This window comes from Geodermatophilus sp. CPCC 206100, assembly GCF_048569675.1.
Taxonomy (GTDB): domain Bacteria; phylum Actinomycetota; class Actinomycetes; order Mycobacteriales; family Geodermatophilaceae; genus Geodermatophilus.
The window spans coordinates 1-20,199 of sequence record NZ_JAQISV010000003.1 but is presented as its reverse complement, the minus strand read 5'-3'; the positions used below and the strand labels follow the sequence as shown (position 1 = coordinate 20,199).

The 20,199-nt window shown below is 75.8% G+C and carries 20 protein-coding genes; 6 read left to right on the top strand and 14 right to left on the bottom strand.

Annotated elements, in window-relative coordinates:
* Positions 1 to 68 precede the first annotated feature (68 nt).
* From PGN05_RS00650 to PGN05_RS00640, 3 genes are read left to right on the top strand one after another with little or no spacing between them, the layout of a single operon-like run.
* Complete coding sequence (locus PGN05_RS00650; protein ID WP_419750267.1) at positions 69 to 1,415, top strand: sensor histidine kinase; 1,347 nt, start codon at positions 69 to 71, stop codon at positions 1,413 to 1,415.
* Positions 1,412 to 2,053 carry a response regulator gene (locus tag PGN05_RS00645; protein ID WP_419750265.1) on the top strand — a complete coding sequence of 214 codons (642 nt, stop codon included), beginning with the start codon at positions 1,412 to 1,414 and terminating at the stop codon, positions 2,051 to 2,053. Before PGN05_RS00650 ends, PGN05_RS00645 begins: the two co-directional genes overlap by 4 nt.
* Before the next feature lie 43 nt (positions 2,054 to 2,096).
* Positions 2,097 to 4,922 (top strand): FAD-binding and (Fe-S)-binding domain-containing protein, encoded by a 2,826-nt coding sequence (locus tag PGN05_RS00640; RefSeq protein ID WP_419750264.1) that lies wholly within the window; start codon positions 2,097 to 2,099, stop codon positions 4,920 to 4,922.
* A gap of 19 nt (positions 4,923 to 4,941) precedes the next feature.
* On the opposite strand, the gene PGN05_RS00635 is transcribed toward PGN05_RS00640, so the two are convergent.
* Entirely contained in the window at positions 4,942 to 6,111 is a 1,170-nt protein-coding gene (locus tag PGN05_RS00635) for a GAF domain-containing protein (RefSeq protein WP_419750263.1), read from the bottom strand.
* A 124-nt stretch (positions 6,112 to 6,235) separates the two neighbouring features.
* Here PGN05_RS00635 and PGN05_RS00630 point away from each other — a divergent pair, with 124 nt between their 5' ends.
* Positions 6,236 to 8,053 carry a flavin-containing monooxygenase gene (locus PGN05_RS00630; protein WP_419750261.1) on the top strand — a complete coding sequence of 606 codons (1,818 nt, stop codon included), beginning with the start codon at positions 6,236 to 6,238 and terminating at the stop codon, positions 8,051 to 8,053.
* 30 nt (positions 8,054 to 8,083) lie between these two features.
* Here PGN05_RS00630 and PGN05_RS00625 read toward each other — a convergent pair whose 3' ends face one another.
* The 13 genes from PGN05_RS00625 to PGN05_RS00565 all read right to left on the bottom strand — a co-directional run bounded on the left by PGN05_RS00625 (position 8,084) and on the right by PGN05_RS00565 (position 17,716).
* A complete protein-coding gene (locus tag PGN05_RS00625; protein WP_419750259.1) occupies positions 8,084 to 8,707 on the bottom strand; it encodes a GDSL-type esterase/lipase family protein in 624 nt (207 codons plus the stop codon).
* A 41-nt stretch (positions 8,708 to 8,748) separates the two neighbouring features.
* Positions 8,749 to 10,332 (bottom strand): MDR family MFS transporter, encoded by a 1,584-nt coding sequence (locus PGN05_RS00620; protein ID WP_419750257.1) that lies wholly within the window; start codon positions 10,330 to 10,332, stop codon positions 8,749 to 8,751.
* 80 nt (positions 10,333 to 10,412) lie between these two features.
* On the bottom strand, positions 10,413 to 11,024 hold the full coding sequence (locus PGN05_RS00615; protein WP_419750255.1) for a TetR/AcrR family transcriptional regulator: 612 nt from the start codon (positions 11,022 to 11,024) through the stop codon (positions 10,413 to 10,415).
* A 160-nt stretch (positions 11,025 to 11,184) separates the two neighbouring features.
* A complete protein-coding gene (gene fabG, locus PGN05_RS00610) occupies positions 11,185 to 11,955 on the bottom strand; it encodes a 3-oxoacyl-ACP reductase FabG (protein ID WP_419750253.1) in 771 nt (256 codons plus the stop codon).
* 106 nt (positions 11,956 to 12,061) lie between these two features.
* Positions 12,062 to 12,481 (bottom strand): DUF350 domain-containing protein, encoded by a 420-nt coding sequence (locus PGN05_RS00605; RefSeq protein ID WP_419750252.1) that lies wholly within the window; start codon positions 12,479 to 12,481, stop codon positions 12,062 to 12,064.
* A 79-nt stretch (positions 12,482 to 12,560) separates the two neighbouring features.
* Positions 12,561 to 12,986: an AAA family ATPase gene (locus PGN05_RS00600; RefSeq protein ID WP_419750250.1), complete on the bottom strand. Its 426-nt coding sequence runs from the start codon at positions 12,984 to 12,986 to the stop codon at positions 12,561 to 12,563.
* Positions 12,987 to 13,000: 14 nt separating this feature from the next.
* Positions 13,001 to 13,264 carry a hypothetical protein gene (locus PGN05_RS00595; RefSeq protein ID WP_419750248.1) on the bottom strand — a complete coding sequence of 88 codons (264 nt, stop codon included), beginning with the start codon at positions 13,262 to 13,264 and terminating at the stop codon, positions 13,001 to 13,003.
* 96 nt (positions 13,265 to 13,360) lie between these two features.
* Complete coding sequence (locus tag PGN05_RS00590; RefSeq protein ID WP_419750247.1) at positions 13,361 to 14,698, bottom strand: AI-2E family transporter; 1,338 nt, start codon at positions 14,696 to 14,698, stop codon at positions 13,361 to 13,363.
* Positions 14,699 to 14,765: 67 nt separating this feature from the next.
* Positions 14,766 to 15,164, bottom strand: a complete 399-nt coding sequence (locus tag PGN05_RS00585; protein ID WP_419750245.1) for an ankyrin repeat domain-containing protein — start codon at positions 15,162 to 15,164, stop codon at positions 14,766 to 14,768.
* 44 nt (positions 15,165 to 15,208) lie between these two features.
* Positions 15,209 to 15,955: a dienelactone hydrolase family protein gene (locus tag PGN05_RS00580; RefSeq protein ID WP_419750244.1), complete on the bottom strand. Its 747-nt coding sequence runs from the start codon at positions 15,953 to 15,955 to the stop codon at positions 15,209 to 15,211.
* A 38-nt stretch (positions 15,956 to 15,993) separates the two neighbouring features.
* Positions 15,994 to 16,539 (bottom strand): hypothetical protein, encoded by a 546-nt coding sequence (locus PGN05_RS00575; RefSeq protein WP_419750242.1) that lies wholly within the window; start codon positions 16,537 to 16,539, stop codon positions 15,994 to 15,996.
* A gap of 83 nt (positions 16,540 to 16,622) precedes the next feature.
* Entirely contained in the window at positions 16,623 to 17,210 is a 588-nt protein-coding gene (locus tag PGN05_RS00570) for a hypothetical protein (RefSeq protein WP_419750240.1), read from the bottom strand.
* A 38-nt stretch (positions 17,211 to 17,248) separates the two neighbouring features.
* Positions 17,249 to 17,716 (bottom strand): PPOX class F420-dependent oxidoreductase, encoded by a 468-nt coding sequence (locus tag PGN05_RS00565; RefSeq protein WP_419750238.1) that lies wholly within the window; start codon positions 17,714 to 17,716, stop codon positions 17,249 to 17,251.
* Positions 17,717 to 17,795: 79 nt separating this feature from the next.
* Here PGN05_RS00565 and PGN05_RS00560 point away from each other — a divergent pair, with 79 nt between their 5' ends.
* A complete protein-coding gene (locus tag PGN05_RS00560; protein ID WP_419750237.1) occupies positions 17,796 to 19,109 on the top strand; it encodes an AI-2E family transporter in 1,314 nt (437 codons plus the stop codon).
* A 67-nt stretch (positions 19,110 to 19,176) separates the two neighbouring features.
* Positions 19,177 to 20,127 carry a proteasome assembly chaperone family protein gene (locus tag PGN05_RS00555; RefSeq protein WP_419750235.1) on the top strand — a complete coding sequence of 317 codons (951 nt, stop codon included), beginning with the start codon at positions 19,177 to 19,179 and terminating at the stop codon, positions 20,125 to 20,127.
* Positions 20,128 to 20,199: the final 72 nt, after the last annotated feature.

The window sequence follows — 20,199 nt, the reverse complement described above, 5'->3', positions numbered from 1 at the left end:
GGATGGCGACGAGCTCCAGGCCGGCGGACGCCGAGGTCCGGCCGCCGCCCGCGGGTGGACCGCCGTGGGTGCCGCTGGTCGACGGCTCCGCCCGCCGGCGGCCGCTGGCCCCCTCGGTGCAGCGCGTCGTGGGCCGGTTCGTGGCCGCCAACCTGGTGGCGGTCCTCCTGCTGCTCGGCGGCGGCGTGTGGGCGGCCGTCGAGGCGGCGGAGAACGAGTCCCTGGCCGACGCCCGCCGCACGACCGACCTGCTCGCGGCGATCCTGGTCGAGCCCAACCTCAACGCCCCGCTGCTCGCCGGCGACCCGGACGCCCTCGCCGACTTCGACGCCCGCATGCGGGACCGGATGGCCCGGGCCGACGTCATCCGCGTGAAGATCTGGAACGGCGACGGCCGGATCCTCTACTCCGACGAGCCGCGGCTGATCGGGCAGGTCCACACGCTCGACGAGGACGACCGGCAGGCGCTGCGGGACGGCGTCACGCGGGCGGAGGTCAGCGACCTGAGCCGGCCGGAGAACCGGTACGAGCGGTCGTTCGGCCGGCTGCTCGAGGTCTACCGCCAGATCAACGGGCCCGACGGCCGGCCGCTGCTCCTCGAGACCTACTCCGAGTACCAGGCGGCCACCTCCCGGCAGTTCGAGATCTGGTCGGAGTTCGCGCCCATCTCCGTCGCCGTCGTCCTCACCCTGCTGGCGGTGCAGCTGCCGCTGGCCCACCGCATGGTCACCCAGCTGCGCGCGGCCCAGCGGGAGCGGGAACTGCTGCAGGCGCGGGCGCTGGACGCCTCCACCGAGGAGCGGCGCCGGATCGCCGGCAGCCTGCACGACGGCATCGTGCAGGACGTCTCGGCGTCGGCCCTGCTCGTCGCCCGGGCCGCCGACGGGCTGCGCGACGACCGGGCCCGGGAGGTGCCGCACGAGCTCGCCGAGGGGCTGGGACAGGCCGCGGCCGCCCTGCGCGAGTCGGTGGGGTCGCTGCGCTCGCTGCTGGTGGAGATCTACCCGCCCGACCTCGACCGCGACGACCTCCCGCTGGCGCTCGCCGACCTCGCCGGGCGGCTGCGGCCGCGGGGGGTGGACGTCCGGGTCTCGGTCGCCGACGACCTCGAGCCCTCCCCCGCCACGGCGGCGCTGGTCCTGCGCACCGTCCAGGAGGCGCTGCGCAACGTCGCCAAGCACTCCCGAGCGCGCACCGTGTCGGTCGTCGTCGAGCGGGCCGGGGCCGGTCTGGTCCTGCAGGTGGTCGACGACGGCGTCGGCTTCGACCTCGGCCCGACGGTGGGCGATCCCACCCGTGGCCACCTGGGCCTGCGGCTGCTGGCCGACCTCGCCGCGACCGAGGGCGCCGCGCTGGCGATGCGCAGCGCCCCGGGCGCCGGCACCAGCCTGCGGCTGGAGGTGCCGCACCGGTGATCGACGTCCTGGTCGTCGACGACCACGCCCTCATGCGCTCCGGCCTGACCGGGATGATCACGGCGGAGCCCGACATGCGGGTGGTCGGCGCGGCGGCCGACGGGGCCGAGGCGCTGGAGCAGGTGGCCCGGCTCGCGCCGCACGTCGTCCTCATGGACCTGTCCATGCCGGTGATGGACGGCGTCGAGGCGACCCGGCGGATCACCACCGAGCACCCGGACGTCGAGGTGCTCGTCCTCACCTCCTTCTCCGACCAGCAGCGGGTGATGGAGGCCCTGGACGCGGGCGCGGGGGGTTACGTGCTCAAGGACACCGAGCCGGCCGACCTGCTCACCGCGATCCGCTCGACCGCGCGCGGGCACTCGCCCCTCGACCCGCGGGTGGCCCGCACCGTCCTGCACGCCCGCCGCAGCCCCGCGCGGGTCTCCGAGCTCACCGAGCGGGAGCAGGAGGTGCTCGCCCTCGTGGGCCGCGGGCTGGCCAACAAGCAGATCGCCCGCGTGCTGGGGATCCGGGAGGGCACCGTGAAGGCGCACCTGACCAGCGTCTTCCAGCGCATCGGCGTCCGGGACCGCACCTCGGCGGCCCTCTGGGCGCGCACCCACCTGCCCGGGACCGAGGAGCACGCGGGCTCCTGACCCCCCTGCGCCGCCGACCGGGCCCAGGGCCGAGACTGGCGGGGTGAGCGCACCCTCCGACGCCGACCTGCTGGCCGCCCTGCGCCGGGTCGGCCCGACCGACGTCGACGCCTCCGGTCTCGCCCGGGCGCTGTACTCGTCCGACGGCTCCCTCTACCGGGTGCTGCCGCGCGCGGTGGTCCGGCCCCGCCACCCCGAGGAGATCGAGGCGACGCTGGCGGTGTGCCGGGAGCTCGGGGTGCCGCTGACCGCCCGTGGCGCCGGGACCTCCATCGCGGGCAACGCCGTGGGTCCGGGCGTCGTCCTGGACACCAGCCGGTACCTGACGCGCGTGCACGCCGTCGACGCCGAGGCGCGGACGGCGACCGTCGACCCCGGCGTGGTGCAGGCGTCGCTGCAGGCCGCCGCGCGGCCCGCCGGCCTGCGGTTCGGGCCGGACCCGAGCACCCACAACCGGTGCACCGTCGGCGGGATGATCGGCAACAACGCGTGCGGGTCCCGCGCGCTGGGCTACGGCCGGACGTCGGACAACGTGGTGGGGCTGGACGTGGTCACCGGCGCCGGTGAGCGGCTGACCCTCGGGGGTGCCGCGCCGACCACCGGGGGCGGGGTCCTCGAGGACCTGCGCCGACTGGTCGACGGCGAGCTCGCCACCATCCGCACCGAGCTGGGCCGCTTCGGCCGCCAGGTGTCGGGCTACTCGCTGGAGCACCTGCTGCCCGAGCGCGGGTTCGACGTCGCCCGGGCCCTGGTGGGCAGCGAGGGCACGCTGGGGCTGGTGCTCGGCGCGACGGTGCGGCTGGTCACCGACGCGCCGTACCGGGGGCTGGTGGTGCTCGGTTACCCCTCGATGGCCGACGCCGCCGACGCGACCCCCGGGCTGCTGCGGCACGAGCCGACGGCGTGCGAGGGCATGGATCAGCGGATCGTCCAGCGGCTGCGCGACGTCCCCGCCGCCGTCGTGCCCGACCTGCCCCGCGGCGACGGCTGGCTCATCGTCGAGCTGACCGGCGACAGCGTCGCCGAGGTGGAGGCCAAGGCCGCGGGGGTGCTCGCCGACGCCGGCGCGCTGGACTCCCTGGTCGTCACCGATCCGGCGGAGGCCGCGGCGATCTGGCGGGTCCGCGAGGACGGCGCCGGGCTGGCCGCGCGCACCTCCGACGGGCGGCCGGCACACGCCGGCTGGGAGGACGCCGCGGTCCCGGTCGAGCAGCTGGGCACCTACCTGCGCGGCTTCGAGGCACTGCTGGCCGAGCACGGGCTCCAGGGCGTCCCCTACGGCCACTTCGGCGACGGCTGCGTGCACGTGCGGATCGACTTCCCGCTCGGGACCGGCCCCGACCGGGGCCGGACCGCCTACCGGTCCTTCGTCACCGAGGCCGCCGCGCTGGTGGCCCGGTTCGGCGGGTCGGTGTCGGGCGAGCACGGCGACGGGCGGGCGCGCAGCGAGCTCCTGTCGGCCATGTACTCCCCCGCCGCGCTGGGCCTCTTCGAGCGGGTCAAGGGCCTCTTCGACCCCGGCGACGTGCTCAACCCCGGGGTCCTGGTGCGGCCGGCCCGGGTGGACGACGACATCCGGGTGGCCGCCGCGCCCCGCCGCCCGGCCACCGACCGGCCGCTCCTGGCGCTGGCCTACCGGCACGACGGCGGCGACTTCTCCGCCGCGGTGCACCGCTGCACCGGCGTCGGCAAGTGCCGGGCGGACCTGCAGTCGGCCGGCGGGGTGATGTGCCCGTCGTGGCCGGCGACGCGGGAGGAGAAGGACACCACCCGCGGCCGGGCGCGCGTGCTGCAGGAGATGCTCGCGCCCGGCGGGCCGGTGCGGGACTGGCGGTCGCCGGAGGTGCACGAGGCGCTGGACCTGTGCCTGTCCTGCAAGGGCTGCTCGCGGGACTGCCCCACCGGCGTGGACATGGCCGCCTACAAGGCCGAGGTCCTGCACCAGTCCTACCGGCGCCGGCTGCGGCCGCGGGCGCACTACACGCTGGGCCGGCTGCCGCGCTGGGCCGACCTCGCCGCCCGCGCTCCCCGGCTGGTCAACGGGGTCATGTCCTCGCGGCTCGGCGGGCGTTTGGCCAAGTGGGGCGCCGGGGTCGACCAGCGGCGCTCCCTGCCCGCCTTCGCACCCCGCACCTTCCGGCAGGGCTGGGCCGCCCGCGGGGCGTCCGGCGAGGGCCGGCCGGTCGCGCTGTGGGTGGACTCCTTCACCGACCACTTCGCCCCCGAGGTGGCCGAGGCGACCGCCGCGGTGCTGGCGGACGCCGGCTACGCGGTGCAGGTGCCGCCCGCCGAGGCCTGCTGCGGACTGACCTGGATCACCACCGGGCAGCTGGACTCCGCCCGCCGCACGCTGTCGCGGACGGTGCAGCTGCTCGCGCCGCTCGCCGAGGCCGGCGTGCCGATCGTCGGTGTCGAGCCCTCGTGCACCGCGGTGCTGCGCGGCGAGAGCCTGGAGCTGGTGGGCGGACCGGCCGCCGAGGCGGTCGCCGCCGCCACCCGCACGCTGGCCGAGCTGCTCCGGGACACCCCCGGCTGGACGCCGCCGTCGCTGGCCGGGCTCGAGGTGGTCGCCCAGCCGCACTGCCACCACGCCGCCGTGCTCGGCTGGGCGGCCGACGAGCGGCTGCTGCGGTCGGCCGGCGCCACGGTGCAGCGGATCGGGGGTTGCTGCGGGCTGGCCGGCAACTGGGGCGTCGAGCGCGGCCACCACGACGTCTCGGTGACCATCGCCGAGCACCAGCTGCTGCCCGCCGTCCGGGAAGCGGGGCCGGACGCCGTCGTGCTCGCCGACGGCTTCTCCTGCCGCACCCAGCTCGACCAGCTGGCCGGCCGGCCGGCCCTGCACCTGGCCCAGCTGCTCGCCCGGTGACCGCCGGCCCGCGCCCGGGCTAGGGGTCGCGCCGGCGCAGCCGCGCGACGACCGGCGCGGTCGACGCGGGCAGCAGCCGGGCGGGGTCGGCCGGCGTCCGGACCTCGACGTGCACGTCCTCGGAGACCCGGTAGGGCTGCGCCGAGACGACCGACCCGAGCGTCCGGCGCAGCCGGGACACCTCGGCGCGGACGGTGACCGCGTGCCCCGGGTCGCCGAACAGGTCCGCGGACAGCGCCGCGGCCGAGCGCCCCGCGCGGGCACCGGCGAGCACGAGCAGGATCTCCGCGTGCCGCAGGCTGAGGCCCGCCGACCAGGTGCCGCTGGGCGCGGTCACCCGGACCTGCGGCCGCGGACCGGTGAGGTCGAGCAGCAGGCCGGCCGGGCGGTCGGGGTCCGTCCCTCCGTCGGGTCGCAGCAGCCAGCCCCCGGGCAGCGGCTCGGCCGTGCACCGGCCCAGCGCGGGCACGTGGACCGGAGCGGCGCCCACGTCCTCGGGCAGGGTCACGCGGTCGGGCGGGGCCAGCCCGCTGGCGGCCGCCGTCCACCCGTCGGTGCCGACGACCAGCGCCGGACCCGGGAGCCGGGCCAGCAGCGGGGCGGCCAGCGTCCGCAGCCGGTCCAGCCGGCGGGCGTGGGCGGCCCGCAGCTCCAGCTCGGCCAGCCGGGCGACGGCGTCGACGAGGGCGATCGTGCTCGGCTGCACGGTGGCCGCCGGGCCGGACAGGTCGACCGCGCCCAGCAGCCGGCCGGTCACCGGCGAGTACAGCGGGGCCGCGGCGCAGGTCCAGGGCTGGTGCCCCTCGACGACGCCGAGGCGGTCGGCCCGCCGGCGCACCTCGGGCCCACCCTCGCGCCACAGCACCCGGCCCTCGGCGTCCACGACCGCCAGGACCTGCCCGGCGTCGCGGGCCACCGGCAGGAGCCGCTCCCGCAGCAGCGGCAGGAGCGGGGCCAGGCCGCTCGCGGCGCGGTGGCGTTCCAGCTCGGCGCCGTCCGGCGGTGGGACGTCGGGGGTGTCGGAGGCGTCCAGACCGGCGCCCCGCACCCGGCCCCACGACGCACCGACCACCGGCCGCGGCGCGGCCGGCGGCCTGCCCCCGGCCAGGGCCGCCGCCCGGACGCGTTCGAGCAGCCGGGTGTGTGCCCGCGGGTCGGCGCCCGGCGGCAGGGCGCCCTGGACGGCCATGAGGCGGCTCCTCGCTGTGACCTGGGCTCCGACGATAGGGCTGCAACCCCCTGCAACGCTTCCCGCGCGCCCCGCCGCACGGTCTGCTGCCTCCGACTCCCCCGGCAGCGACGCAGGAGGCCCCGTGACCCAGACGATGGACCGCCCCGGCACCACCGGCTCCCCCGCCGAGCGCACCGACGCCTGGCTGGCCGAGTTCCAGGCCGCCCTCACCGACCGGGACGTCGACCGCGCGGCGGGCCTGTTCGCCCCCACCAGCTTCTGGCGCGACCTGGTGTCCTTCAGCTGGAACATCACGACCGTCGAGGCCCCCGACGGCGTCCGGGACCTGCTCACCGCCACCCTCGACAGCACCGACCCGACCGGCTTCCGCACCACCGAGGAGCCGACCGAGGCCGACGGCGTCATCACCGCGTGGCTGGCCTTCGAGACCGCCGTGGGCCGTGGCCGCGGGCTGCTCCGCCTCGTCGACGGCAAGGCGTTCACCCTCCTCACCAGCCTGTCCGAGCTGGCCGGCCACGAGGAGCCGCTCAGCGAGCGCCGGCCAGCGGGCGCCGAGCACGGGGTTCAGCGCGACCGGCAGACGTGGGCGGAGCGCCGCCGGGCCGAGACCGAGGAGCTCGGCCGCACCCGCCAGCCCTACGTCGTCGTCGTGGGCGGCGGCCAGGGCGGGATCGCGCTCGGTGCCCGGCTGCGGCAGCTCGACGTCCCGCACGTCGTCGTCGACCGCCACCCGCGCCCGGGGGACCAGTGGCGCAACCGGTACAAGTCGCTGTGCCTGCACGACCCGGTCTGGTACGACCACCTGCCCTACCTGGACTTCCCGCCGAACTGGCCGGTCTTCTCCCCCAAGGACAAGATCGCCGACTGGCTGGAGATGTACGTGCGGGTCATGGAGGTCACCTACTGGGGCGCCAGCACCGTCACGAGGGCCGCCTACCACGAGGACGTGGGCGAGTGGACCGTCACCGTGGAGCGGGACGGCGGCGAGGTCACCCTGCGGCCGCAGCACCTGGTGATGGCCACCGGCGTGTCTGGGAAGCCGAACGTGCCGGTGTTCCCCGGGCAGGACCGCTTCCTCGGCGACCAGCACCACTCCTCGCGGCACCCCGGCCCGGACGCCTACCGCGGGAAGCAGGCGGTGGTCATCGGGTCGAACAACTCCGCGCACGACATCGCCGCGGCCCTGTGGGAGCACGGCGCCGAGGTCACGATGGTGCAGCGCTCGTCGACCCACGTCGTCCGCAGCGACTCGCTCATGGAGCTCGGCCTCGGGGACCTCTACTCCGAGCGGGCCCTGGCGGCGGGGATGACGACGGACAAGGCGGACCTGCTCTTCGCCTCGCTGCCCTACCGGTTCCTGCCCGAGGTCCAGAAGCCGGTGTACGACGCGATCCGGGAGCGGGACGCCGACTACTACCGCCGCCTGGAGGAGGCCGGGTTCTGGCTGGACTTCGGCGAGGACGGCTCCGGCCTGTTCCTGAAGTACCTGCGCCGCGGCTCGGGCTACTACATCGACGTGGGCGCCTCCGAGTTGGTGGCCAACGGCGACGTGCGCCTGGCCCACGGGACGGTGCGCGAGCTCACCGAGCACGCCGTCGTCCTCGAGGGCGGCACCGAGCTGCCGGCCGACCTCGTCGTGTACGCCACCGGCTACGGGCCGATGAACGGCTGGGTCGCCGACCTCGTCTCCCCGGAGGTCGCCGACCGGGTCGGCCGGGTGTGGGGCCTGGGGTCAGGGACGGCGAAGGACCCGGGGCCGTGGGAGGGCGAGCTGCGCAACATGTGGAAGCCCACCCGCCAGGAGGGGCTGTGGTTCCACGGGGGCAACCTGCACCAGTCCCGGCACTACTCGCTGTTCCTGGCGCTGCAGCTCAAGGCGCGGCAGGTGGGCATCCCGACCCCGGTCCACGGCCTGCCGGAGGTGCAGCACCGCTCCTGACCGGCGGCGAGGCTCAGGCGGCGGCGCAGCTCAGGCGGCGGCGCCGTCCCGGCGGGCGTGCGCGGCGGCCACCACGTGCGGCACCAGCTCGTCGGCGATGCGGGCGTAGCCGGCCGAGGACGGGTGGAAGCGGTCGGGCGAGAAGAGGGCGGGGTCCGCGGCGAACGCCGTCCCGACCGCGTGCGACACCGGGGCGACCAGCGCGCCCGCGGCCGACGCGACCACGGCCTGCTCCTGCTGCAGCCGCGCGGACGCCGCCTGGACCAGCGGCCGGTAGGCGGCCGGGACGAACGGGACGGTCGACATGTCCGGGGCCGGGACGACGACCACGTCCACGCCCGCCGCGCGCAGCCCGCGCAGGGCGTCCCCGAGGGCGGCGGCGGCCTGCGGCGGGGGCACCAGCCGGGCCAGGTCGTTGGCCCCGACCACCACCACGGCGAGGTCGGCGGCCAGCGGGACGGCGCGGCGCACCTGCGCGGCGAGGTCGCGGGAGACCGCTCCCGGCACGGCGAGGACGTGCAGGTCGACCTCGTACCCCGCGGCCGCGAGGGCGGTGGCCAGCCGGGGTCCCAGCGTGTCCTGCGCCCGGGCGGCGCCGGAGCCGTACGCGAGCGAGTCACCGAGCAGGAGGAGTCGGAGGGGCGAGCGGGTCACGTTCTGTCCAACACCGCCCACCCCTCCGCCATGCCCGGCCGTCAGTGCACCGGGACCGCCGCCTGCTCCTCGGCCAGCCGCTGCGCGCCCGACGTCGTCTGCAGCGCCTTCTCGCGGATGAAGAGGACGACGACCAGGGCGAGGGCGGCCAGCGGCGTGGCGACCAGGAACAGGTCCGCGGTGGCGTCGCCGTAGGCGTTCTCGACCAGCGCGCGCACCGGCTCCGGGAGGGTGGAGACGTCGGGCACAGCCGCCTCGCCGCCGCCCGACGTCCCGCCGCCGAGCACGCTGAGGTCGCCGGCCACCCGGTGGGCCAGCAGCGCCCCCAGGGCGCTCACCCCGATCGTGCCGCCGAGGCTGCGGAAGAACGACACCACCGAGGTGGCCGCGCCGAGCTCGTGGGCGGGGACGTCGTTCTGCGCGGCCAGCACGAGGTTCTGCATGAGCGCGCCGACGCCGCTGCCCAGCACGACCATGAACAGGCCCAGCAGCCACGGGGAGGTCTGCGCGTCGATCGTGGCGAACAGGCCGAAGCCGAGGGTCATGAGGGCGCCGCCGGCGACCAGCCAGACCTTCCAGCGGCCGTTCTTGGTGATCAGCGCCCCGGCCACGGTCGAGGACACCAGCAGGCCACCCACCAGCGGCAGCGTGAGCAGGCCGGCCTCGGTCGGCGAGTAGCCCAGCGAGATCTGCAGGTACTGGGCGAGGAACACGGTGCCGCCGAACATGGCGACGCCGACCAGCGCGCTGGCCAGGGTGGCCAGGCTGACCGTCCGGCTGCGGAAGATGTCCAGCGGGATGATCGGCTCGCGGACCCGCCCCTCGACCAGCACGGCCAGGCCGAGCAGCACCACCGTGCCGCCCACCATTAGCGCGGTCTCGGTGGACAGCCACGCGTACCGGTCACCGGCGAAGGTGATCCAGAGCAGCAGCAGGCTGACACCGCTGGTGAGCAGCAGGGCGCCCAGCCAGTCGATCGAGACGTCGCGGCGGGCGACGGCGGGCAGCTTGAGCGTGCGCTGCACCAGCAGCATCGCGAGCAGGGTGAACGGCACCCCGAGCAGGAAGCACCAGCGCCAGCCCAGCCAGGACGTGTCGACGATGACGCCGCCGATGAGCGGCCCGCCGACGGTCGCGACGGCGAAGATCGCCCCGAAGACACCGGCGTACCGGCCCAGCTCGCGCGGCGGGATCATCGCCGCCATCACGATCTGCACCAGGGCGGTGAGCCCGCCGGCGCCCATGCCCTGGAACGCCCGCGCGACGATCAGCATGGTGGTGTCCTGCGCGAACCCCGCCAGCAGCGACCCGACGACGAACAGGCCGAAGGACGCCTGGAGCAGCAGCTTCTGGCTGAACAGGTCGGCGAGCTTGCCCCAGAGCGGCACGGTGGCGGTCATCGCGAGGAGCTCGGCGGTGACCACCCAGGTGTAGACCGACTGGGTGCCGCCGATCTCGGGGATGATCACCGGGAGGGCGTTGGACACGATCGTGGCGGCGAGGATCGCCACGAACATCCCCATGAACAGCCCGGAGAGGGCCTGCAGCACCTCGCGGCGGCTCATCGGGGCGACGGCGGCCGCGCCGGGCGGGGACGCCTGCAGGGCGTCGTCGGTGGTGGACACGGGTCTCCTCGGGATCGGGTGGACGGACACCGGCGGGCGCGCCGGCAGGGGGCCTGCGCGCCCGGGGGCGCGCGGCGGGCTCAGGAGGAGGACGGCGGCGGCGCGGGCAACCCCGCCGCGACGGCGTCGAGCGCCGAGGAGAACAGGTCGGTCAGGGGCTGCCGGGAGTCGGCGGCGCACCAGTGGGTGAGGGTCACCCGCACCGCGCAGCCGAGCACGGCCGCCAGCAGCGCCGGGTACAGCTCGCGCTCGGCGTCCAGCCCGGTCCGGGCGGCGAGGGCGCGGGTCATCTCCCGCTCGTTGGCCGAGCTCAGCTCCACCAGCCGCGGGACCAGCTGCGGCTCGGCGGCGATCACGGCCAGCCGCCGCTGCCACGCGGATCGGTCGGCCTCCAGGGTGGCCAGCTCCTCCTGCAGCGCCGCGCGCCCCGCCTCGAGCGGGGGCAGCGCCGGGTCCTGCTCCGCCAGGCGGCGGGCGAACCGTCCGTCGTCCCGGCCCTCCGGCAGGAGCAGGGCCTCCTCCTTGGAGGAGAAGTGGTTGAAGAACGTGCGGTAGGAGACGTCCGCGGCCGCGGCGATCTGCTCCACGGTCACCGCGGACAGGCCGGACTCGACCGCGAGCCGGAGAGTGGCCTCGGCGAGCGCGCGCCGGGTGTCCTGCTTCTTGCGCTCACGCAGGCCCGGGCTGGTCACGGATCCAGTGAACGCCCTCACTGCACACTGTGCAAGCTTGCTGCTTGTGCAGCGTGTCACCGGCGCACACGCAACGGGGCCCGGCCGGGAACACTCCCGGCCGGGCCCCACACGATCTCCCCCGCGCCCCCCGGGCCACCCCAGGAGGACGGAGCCTCTCTCAGGCCTTGGGGCCGCCGGCGGCGTAGATGACCTGGCCGGAGACGAAGCCCGCGCCCTCGCTGACGAGGAACGACACGACGTGCGCGATGTCCTCGGGCTGGCCGACGCGCCGCACCGGGATCTCCTGGGACGCTCCGGCGATGAAGTCGTCGAACGAGACGCCGACCCGCTCGGCGGTGGCCTTGGTCATCTCGGTCTGGATGAAGCCGGGGGCGACCGCGTTGGCGGTGACGCCGAACTTGCCCAGCTCGATCGCCAGGGTCTTGGTGAAGCCCTGCAGACCCGCCTTGGCCGCCGAGTAGTTGGCCTGGCCGCGGTTGCCCAGCGCCGAGGTGCTGGAGAGGTTGACGACCCGGCCCCAGCCGGCCTCGATCATGTGCTTCTGGACCGCGCGGGTCATGAGGAAGGCCCCGCGCAGGTGCACGTTCATGACCACGTCCCAGTCGGACTCGGTCATCTTGAACAGCAGGTTGTCCCGCGTCACCCCGGCGTTGTTCACCAGCACGGTGGGGGCGCCCAGCTCCTCGGCGACGCGGGCGACCGCCGCCTCGACCTGCTCCGGGTCGCTGACGTCGGCGCCGACGGCCACGGCGCGCCCGCCGGCCGCCTCGATGGCCTGCACGGTCTCCTTGCCGGCGGACTCCTCCAGGTCCAGGACGCCCACGGCGAACCCGTCCCGGGCCAGCCGCAGGGCGGTGGCCGCGCCGATACCCCGGGCGGCCCCGGTCACGATCGCCACACGGGCGGCAGTGCTGCTCGACTCACTCATCAGTGTTCCTCTCGTTGCTGCGCCGTCCGGAGCGCTCCCGACACGGTACGGGCGCGGACCGCCGGCCCTACCCACCGGTAGCCCCCGGCGGGTCGCGGGCGGGGGCTCAGGGCCAGATCGAGGCGATGATGATCGCGGCCACCGACAGCTGCACCGCCGCCAGCACCAGGCTGGCCGGGTGGAACGCCACCTCGGTGACGTGCGCCCCGAGCTTCCCGGGGGTGATCACGTCCAGCACCACGAAGGCCACCGCCTGCAGCACCACGCCCAGCACGCCGAACACGACGGTGTAGAGCAGGGCCTCGCCGAACCCGTTGGTCGCGTTGGTCCAGATCGCGGCGAAGACCACGGCCCCCTGCCCGAGGAACCCGGTGGCCAGGACCAGCCCGGCGTTGACCGACCGCTCCTCGTGGATGTGCCGGCCCAGCCGGCCGGGGGTCAGCAGGTCGAGGACCAGGAACCCGAGGGTCAGCAGCACGATGCCGACTCCCGTGTAGGCGACGGCGTATCCGATGCTGGCCAGCACGGTGGGACCTCCAGGTCGGCGGGGAACGGAGCTCAGGTTCTACCGCACCGGCCCGGCGCCCGGCCCTCCGGCGTGCCGGTCACCCGGTCGGGACGAGGTCCACCCGGTCGAACCCCTCGGCGAGCGACGGCGGCACGAACCGCGCCGCGGTCTCGTACAGCCCCGCCGGTGGCACCCGGGCGCGCCCCTCGCGGGCGTCGTTGCGGCCCGCGCAGACCGCCAGGGGCGTGTCCAGCCACACCGCGCGGACGGCGACCCCGGCGGCGCGGGCGGCCGCGACCAGCGGTGCCCGCTCCTCCGCGGTCGGGTTGGTGTTGTCGACGACGACGCTGCGCCCCTCGGCCAGCAGCTCGGCGACCACGCGCCGCTGCCGCGCCTCCCGGCGCCGGGCGTTCGGCCAGGCCGCCGTGCAGGGTCCCGCCGCGAGCCTGCGAGTGGTGGGGAGCACGGGGGTCCTTCGACCGGCGGCCTGGAGCCCGGCCATGACGACCAGCTCCGGAGCCACCGTGGGGTCCTCCCTCAGGCCGAGTGCCGCAGCTGCGTCACCTCGGCGTCGTCGTCCAGGGCCCGCCGCGGAGCGGGGTGCTCCACGAGCGCCAGGACCCGCCCGGACATGAACCGCGCGGTGCGCACCGGGGTGCCGCCGCGGGTCGTCTCGCTGACCTCCACGATGCCCCGGCCGTGGGTCACGTCCACCCGCCGTCCCGCACGGGTGGCCTCGATGTCGTACGTGCGCGTCGACCCACCGGCGTCGATCACGATCTCGACTCGATCGCCCTTCATCGCTCTCCTCAGAGGACTCGCGTCGAGCCCTGCGCCCGACATGGGGACAACGTCCTCCATGGGTACGACATTCCGCGCTGACCTGCGGTTTCGAGCTCAGTCGTCACCGCTGGACTGCCGCCGGCCGGGCAGGTGCGGGTGCAGCGCCCGCACCGAGGCGAGGGCCGCCCGGCGGGCGTTGGCCCGCTGGCGCGCGCGGCTGGTCCGGGGGGCTCTGGGCTCCTCCCGCAGCAGCGCGTCCAGCCAGTGGCCGCGCGGGTCGACGTCGACGATGAGCGCCTTGACCAGGAGGGTCAGCGGGATGGCCAGCAGGGCGCCCAGCGCGCCCAGCACCCAGCCCCAGAACAGCAGCGCCACGAAGGTGACGGTCATCGACAGCCCCACCGAGTCCCCGACGAAGCGCGGCTGGATGAGCGTCTGGACGACGAAGTTCAGCAGCGCGTAGACCGCGATGACGATCCAGAACTCCGTCCAGCCGCCCCCGAGCAGCGCGAGGATCGCCGGCGGCACCACGCCCAGCACGAAGCCGATGTTGGGCACGTAGTTGGTGATGAACGACAGCAGCCCCCACACGACGGGCATCGGGATGCCGATGATGGCCAGCGCGATCGTGTCGAACACCGCGACGATCGCGCCGAACACCGTGCTCACGAGCAGGTAGCTGCGGGTGCCGCGGGCGAACAGGCCGAGGGCGATGGGCAGGTGCGGCCGCTCGGCGGCGACCAGCCCGAGCCGCCGGCCGAACCCGCCGGACTCGATGGCCAGGAACACGATGGCCGCCAGCAGCAGCACGAGCGTGGTCGCGGCGTCGCTGACCCGGGCGAGCAGGCCGGTGGCCACGCCGACCAGCTGGCTGTAGTCGAACTGGGAGACCAGGTCGGAGAGCTGCCCGGAGACGATGCCGCGGTCGTTGAGATCGGCGACCACGTCGGCGACCAACGCCTCGGCCGCGCCGGCGTAGTCGGGCAGCAGGTTGGCGAACTGGGCGATCGACACCACGAGCAGCGCGACGAACGCCAGCAGGATGCCCCACACCAGGACCAGCAGCACCGTGGCGCTCGCCCACCGCGGCCAGCCGTGCCGCTGCAGGAAGCGCTGCACCGGCATGAGGGCGACGACGACGACCAGCGCGAGCAGGACCGGACCGACCAGCCAGGCGATCGACCGGACGCCGGCGATCGCGACCGTCGCGGCCGCGGCGCCGACCAGCAGCACCAGCCAGCGGGGCAGCCCGGCGGTCGGCGGACCGACGCTCTCCGGGCGGCCGGGCACGGCCGCCGGCGCGGGGACCTCGCCCACCGGGTCCCCCTGCACCGCGGCCGCGCCCATGGCCGCGGCGGTGTCGACCGCCGCGGCGTCCGCGGCGCTCAGGCCCCGGGCCGGGGTCGGCTCCGCACCGCCGGTGTCCCCGGGCAGGCGCTGCTGCGCGACCATCTGCTCCCCGCTCTCCCCCGTGCGGTGCCGCGTGTCCTGCTCAGCGTGACACGACCCGCCACGCCGGTCAGGGACCGCCACCGTCCAGCAGCGCGGTCATGGCCGGCAGGTCGAAGAACGCCGCGGTCTGGCGCGCGGTCGGCCCGCCGGCGTCCGGGTCGGCGCCGGCGGCGAGCAGGAGGCGCACCGTTTCGACCGACTGTTTGAAGACCGCGGCGGCCAGGGCGGTCTGGCCGCGGTCGTTCACCGCACCGGGGTCGGCGCCGCGCTCCAGCAGCGCGGCCACCGTCTCGGGGTGCCCGTGGTAGGCGGCCAGGACGAGGAGGGTGTCGCCCTTGTCGTTGGTCAGGTTGGCCGGCACCCCCGCGTCCAGGTAGGCGGCGAGCTCCTCGGTGGCGCCGCCGCGGGCCAGGTCGAAGACGCGCCCGGCCAGCTCGATGACCCCCGGGTCGATCGGTTCGCTCACCCCGGCGAGCCTAGGCGTCGGCGCGGCCGGGCGAGCGGGCCGGCTCAGGCGGCCGCGACACGGTCGGTGAGGGCGAGCACCCGCCGCCAGACGTCGGCGCAGGCCTCGGCCCAGTCCCCGTAGGCGCGGTCGAAGAAGGAGTGCGGGGCGCCGTCGTAGACCGCGGTCTCCACCTCGGCGCCGCCGCCCCGCAGCTGCTCGGCCAGCGCCAGCTGGTCGTCCACGGGCGTGGCCGCGTCGGCCCCGGCGACCACCATGAGCGTCGGCCGGGTGGCGCGGACCTCCCCGACCATGGCCGGGCGCCCGTAGAAGCCGATGCAGCCGGCGAGGTCTAGGTCGCCGCCGGCCAGCCGCCACGAGTGGCTGCCCCCGAAGCAGAACCCCACGGTGACGACCGGGAGGTCGGGGCGGGTGCGCTCGCGCAGGTAGGCGATCGCGGCCGCGACGTCGGCGTCCACCCCGGCGGGCGTCGTCTGCGGGATGTGCGCCTGCCAGTCGAAGTCCTGGTCCCGGGTGCCGGTGCCCGGCAGCTCCGCCGTCCGGCCGAAGTAGTCGACCGCGACGGCGGCCAGCCCGGCCTCGGCGAACCGCTCGGCCAGCGCGACGTAGTAGGGGTGCAGCCCGCGGATGTCGGGGAGCAGGACGACGCCGACCCGCGCCGGCTCCGCGGGCAGCGCGAGGGCGGCGGCGAACTCGGTGCCGTCGGCGGCCGTGAGCGTCAGGGTCCCGCGCTCGGTGACCTCGCCGGAGCGCGGCGGAGCGGGCGGGCGACTGTCGGTGTCGTGGCACATGCCCGGGTTTCTACCGGGGACGGCGGACCGCCGCCCCCTCAGGTCGCGGCGGCGTCGTCCGCGGCACCCGGGTCCCCGCCGAACACCCGCGCGGCGACCTCCCGGCGGGCGTCGGCCAGCCAGGAGTGCTGCTTGTCGGCCTGGGCGATCAGCCGGTCGTACAGCGCGGCGTCGATGCGGCCCTCGGTCGCGGCGGCCTCCCGCAGCGTCTCGAACCCGGCCCGCTTGGCCAGCACCGCGGTGGCGATGAACTCGAACTCGACCAGGTCGCTCAGCGGCGACCGGGACAGCAGGTGCCCGTTGAGCTTGGCGCGGGACAGCTTCTCGCCCACCCAGGTGGCGATCTGCTTGTACTGGCGGACCGGGATGCCGAGGGTCTGCATCGTCGACTCGAGCGCGGCGCGCTCCTCCCGCAGCTCGGCGAGCAGCTCGGCCAGCCGCGGCTCGAACGCGGTGCCGCGGTGCCGGCCCAGCATCCGGCAGACCAGCTCGATGCCGCCGGTGGCCGCGGCCAGGTGGTCGTTGGTGTAGACGCCGAGCAGTTCGAGGTGGCGGATGCCGCCTGGCGCGGACGACTCGGACACGGGCTCTCCCTCGGGACGGACGGACGGCGACGCCCGACCATTCTCGGCCCCCGGTGATCACCGCGCGCGACGGCGGCCCCGGTTCACCCCTCCGCGCGGGCCAGCAGCCGGGCCGCGGTGGGCCGCAGTTCGCGCTCCAGCTCCCACATGCCGGCGGCCAGCCGCTGCCCCACCGCCTGCCGGGAGACCCCCAGCCGGGCCGCCGCCTGCGCCTGGGTGCACCCGTCCCCGACCAGGTCGATCGCCGCCCACGCCGGCGTGCTGCGCCGCTGCACCAGGACCGCGAGCGCGGTGAGCACCGCCTGGGCGTCGGCGGCGTCCGCCGGCACCGCGCCGCGCACCGCCACCCGCGAGCCACGTCGGCGGGCGGCGTCCACCGCGCGGCGGGCACTGAGCAGCACCGGCGCCGTCCGGACCCCCGCGGCCGCCGGGCCCGCGCCCACCCCGACCCACCAGCCGGAGGTCCGCACCAGGGCGAGCACGACGTCGACGACCCCGGCCGGGTCGGTGACGGCCCCCTGCCACTCCCCGTCGGCTCCCGGCTCGAGCAGCGGCTGTCCGTCCGGCCGCCGCGGGACGGCGGGCCCGGGGACGGCGGGCCCGGGGACGGCGGGCCCGGGGACGGCGGGCCGGGAGCCGGCATCCCCGGCGGCGATCAGCACGAACGGCACCCGGCAAGCCTGGCACCTTTCCCGGGGCGCGGCACGGGTCACCCGCCGGCGGCGCCCCCCGGCGGGAAGCCGCCGGTGGCGACCGGTCCCCACCGGTCGATGGTGACGCGCAGCAGCGACTTCCCCTGACGGGTCATGGCGGCGCGGTACTCGTCCCAGTCGGGGTGTTCTCCGCTGATCGAGCGGTAGTAGTCGACCAGCGGCTCGAGGGCGTCGGGCAGGTCCAGCACCTCGGCCCGGCCGTCGACCTGCACCCACGGCCCGTCGAAGTCGTCGGAGAGCACGCACAGCGAGACCGCCGGGTCGCGGCGGGCGTTGGCGACCTTGGCCCGCTGCGGGTAGGTGGAGACGACGACCCGCCCCTCGCCGTCCAGCCCGCAGGTGACCGGGGAGAGCTGGATGCCACCCCCGCCCCGGCGGGTGAGGAACACCGCCTTGTGGCGGGGACGGAGGAACTCCTCGAGCGCGGCGCGGTCGACGCGGTCGGCGGTGGCGGTCTTCGGCATGGCCGCGACGCTACGACTCACGCCCGATGATCGTTTCCGGTGCGCCCGGAGCGGACATCCACCTACCGTGATCGAGCGCATGAGGCTCCGGGCCTCCGGCCGTGCCCGCGACGGGGGTGTCCCTGCCGCGGCGGGCTCGCGCACCGACCGTCCCGTCGAGGGGCGGGAGCACACCAGCGACCCGGACGCCGCCGCCGTCACCGCGGCCCCCGCACCGGGCGCGGGTCGCGGGCCGCGCCTGCAGAAGGCGCTGCGGTCGCTGGCGGTCTTCTCCGCCCAGATGCTGCTCATCGTCGCCGGCATCGTCGTCATCGGCTGGGTCCTGGGCCGGCTGTGGGTGATCCTGCTGCCGATCGTGCTCGGTCTGCTGTTCGCCACGGTGCTGTGGCCGCCGACCCGGTTCCTGCGCCGTCACCACTGGCCGCCGGCGCTGGCCGCGGGCGTGGTGACCGTGCTGGCCCTCGCGCTCTTCGGCGGCATCATCGCGGCGATCGCACCGTCGGTGGCCGACCAGGTCGGCGACCTCACCGACCAGGCGATCAGCGGGCTGCAGCAGGTGCAGCAGTGGCTGGCCGGGCCGCCGTTCAACCTGGGCGAGGACCAGGTCGGGCAGGCCGTCGACAACGCCATCAACTCGCTGCAGGACAACGCGCAGAACATCGCCGGCGCCGCGCTGACCGGTGCGACCGCCGTCGGCAACGGGCTGATCAACCTGGTCCTCGCGCTGATCCTCGCGTTCTTCTTCATCAAGGACGGCCCGCGCTGGGTGCCGTGGCTGACGGCGCAGACCGGCCCGCGCGCGGCGCCGCACGTGGCCGCGCTGTCGCACAAGACGTGGTCGACCCTGTCGGAGTTCATCAAGCAGCAGGCGCTGGTCGGCTTCGTCGACGCGTTCTTCATCGGCCTGGGCCTGTGGATCCTCGACGTGCCGCTGGTGCTGCCGTTGGCCGTCCTGACCTTCTTCGGCGCGTTCATCCCGATCATCGGTGCGTTCGTCGCCGGCGCCTTCGCGGTGCTGATCGCCCTGGTCGACGAGGGCTTCACCGTGGCGCTGATCGTCTTCGGGATCGTGCTGCTCGTGCAGCAGATCGAGGGCAACGTGCTGCAGCCGATCATCCAGGGCCGCGGGTTCAACCTGCACGCGGCGGTGGTGATCCTCGCGGTGACCGCCGGCGGCAGCCTGGCCGGCATCACCGGTGCCTTCCTCGGCGTGCCGGTCGCGGCGCTCATCGCGGTCATCTACCGGTACGTCCGCGACGAGCTGGACGGCCGCTCGCCGGAGGTGAGCGACGACGGCACCCGCCCGCAGGTCACCGGCGACGCGGGCGGCGCCGAGGTGCAGCGGGAGCAGGTCGCCCCGCCGGCGGACGGCGGGCCCAGCACCGCCGGGTGACGGCGGGAATGCCGACCCGGCCCGGACGGCTGACCTGAGGGAGAACCGACCGTCCGAGGAGGACCCCGTGGTGCTGCGACCGGAGGAGCTCGTCGAGCTGCTGCCCGAGGCCGAGCCGTTCCTGGCCCGGGAGGAGCAGGTGGGCGCGCCCGGAGAGCGCCGGGGGCTGGTGCTGGTGCACGAGCTCGCCGGCGAGTTCGACGCCGCGCACGCGGGCGCCCTCGCCGGTTCCCACCTGCTGGCCAGCCTGCCGCACGAGCTGATCGCCCGGTTCGACGTCGACGCCCTGGTGGACTACCGCGCCCACCGGCCGCGGATGACCTTCAACGGCGACCGCTACGAGTCCTTCACCGCGCCGGAGATCCTGCTCTACGCGGTCGAGGACGACGCCGGCCAGCCGTTCCTGCTGCTGCACGGGGCCGAGCCGGACTTCGCGTGGGAGCGGTTCGTGGCCGCCATCGGCGGGCTGGTCGAGCGCCTCGGCGTGACCTCGGTGGTGGCACTGCAGGCGATCCCCATGCCCGTGCCGCACACCCGCCCGGTCACGGTCACCGCGCACGCCACCCGCCGGCAGCTCATCGAGTCCTACCCCGTGTACTGGGGCGAGCTGCGCATCCCGGGCAGCGTCCCGGCGCTGCTGGAGCTGCGGCTGGGCGAGGCGGGGGTGGACGCACTGGGCGTGGCCGCGCACGTGCCGCACTACCTGGCCCAGGCCACCTTCCCGGCCGCGTCGCTGACCCTGCTCGAGCACCTCTCCCGGCTGACCGGCCTGCACCTGCCGATCGAGCCGCTGCGCGAGGCGGCCGAGGCGCACCGCACCGAGGTCGACGAGCAGATCGCCCGCTCGCCGGAGAACACCGCGGTGGTGGCGGCGCTCGAGCAGCAGTACGACCAGTTCGCCGCCGCCCGCGAGGGCAACGACCTGCTCAGCGAGGTCGGCGAGGTCCCCAGCGGCGAGGAGATCGGCGCCGAGTTCGAGCGCTTCCTCGCCGAGCAGGAACGCCGCCGCGGCGACTGACCCCCACTGTCGGGTTCCGCGGCAACCGACGGGGGCTCCACTGGCGGTTTCCGCGGGAACCCACCGTGGGAC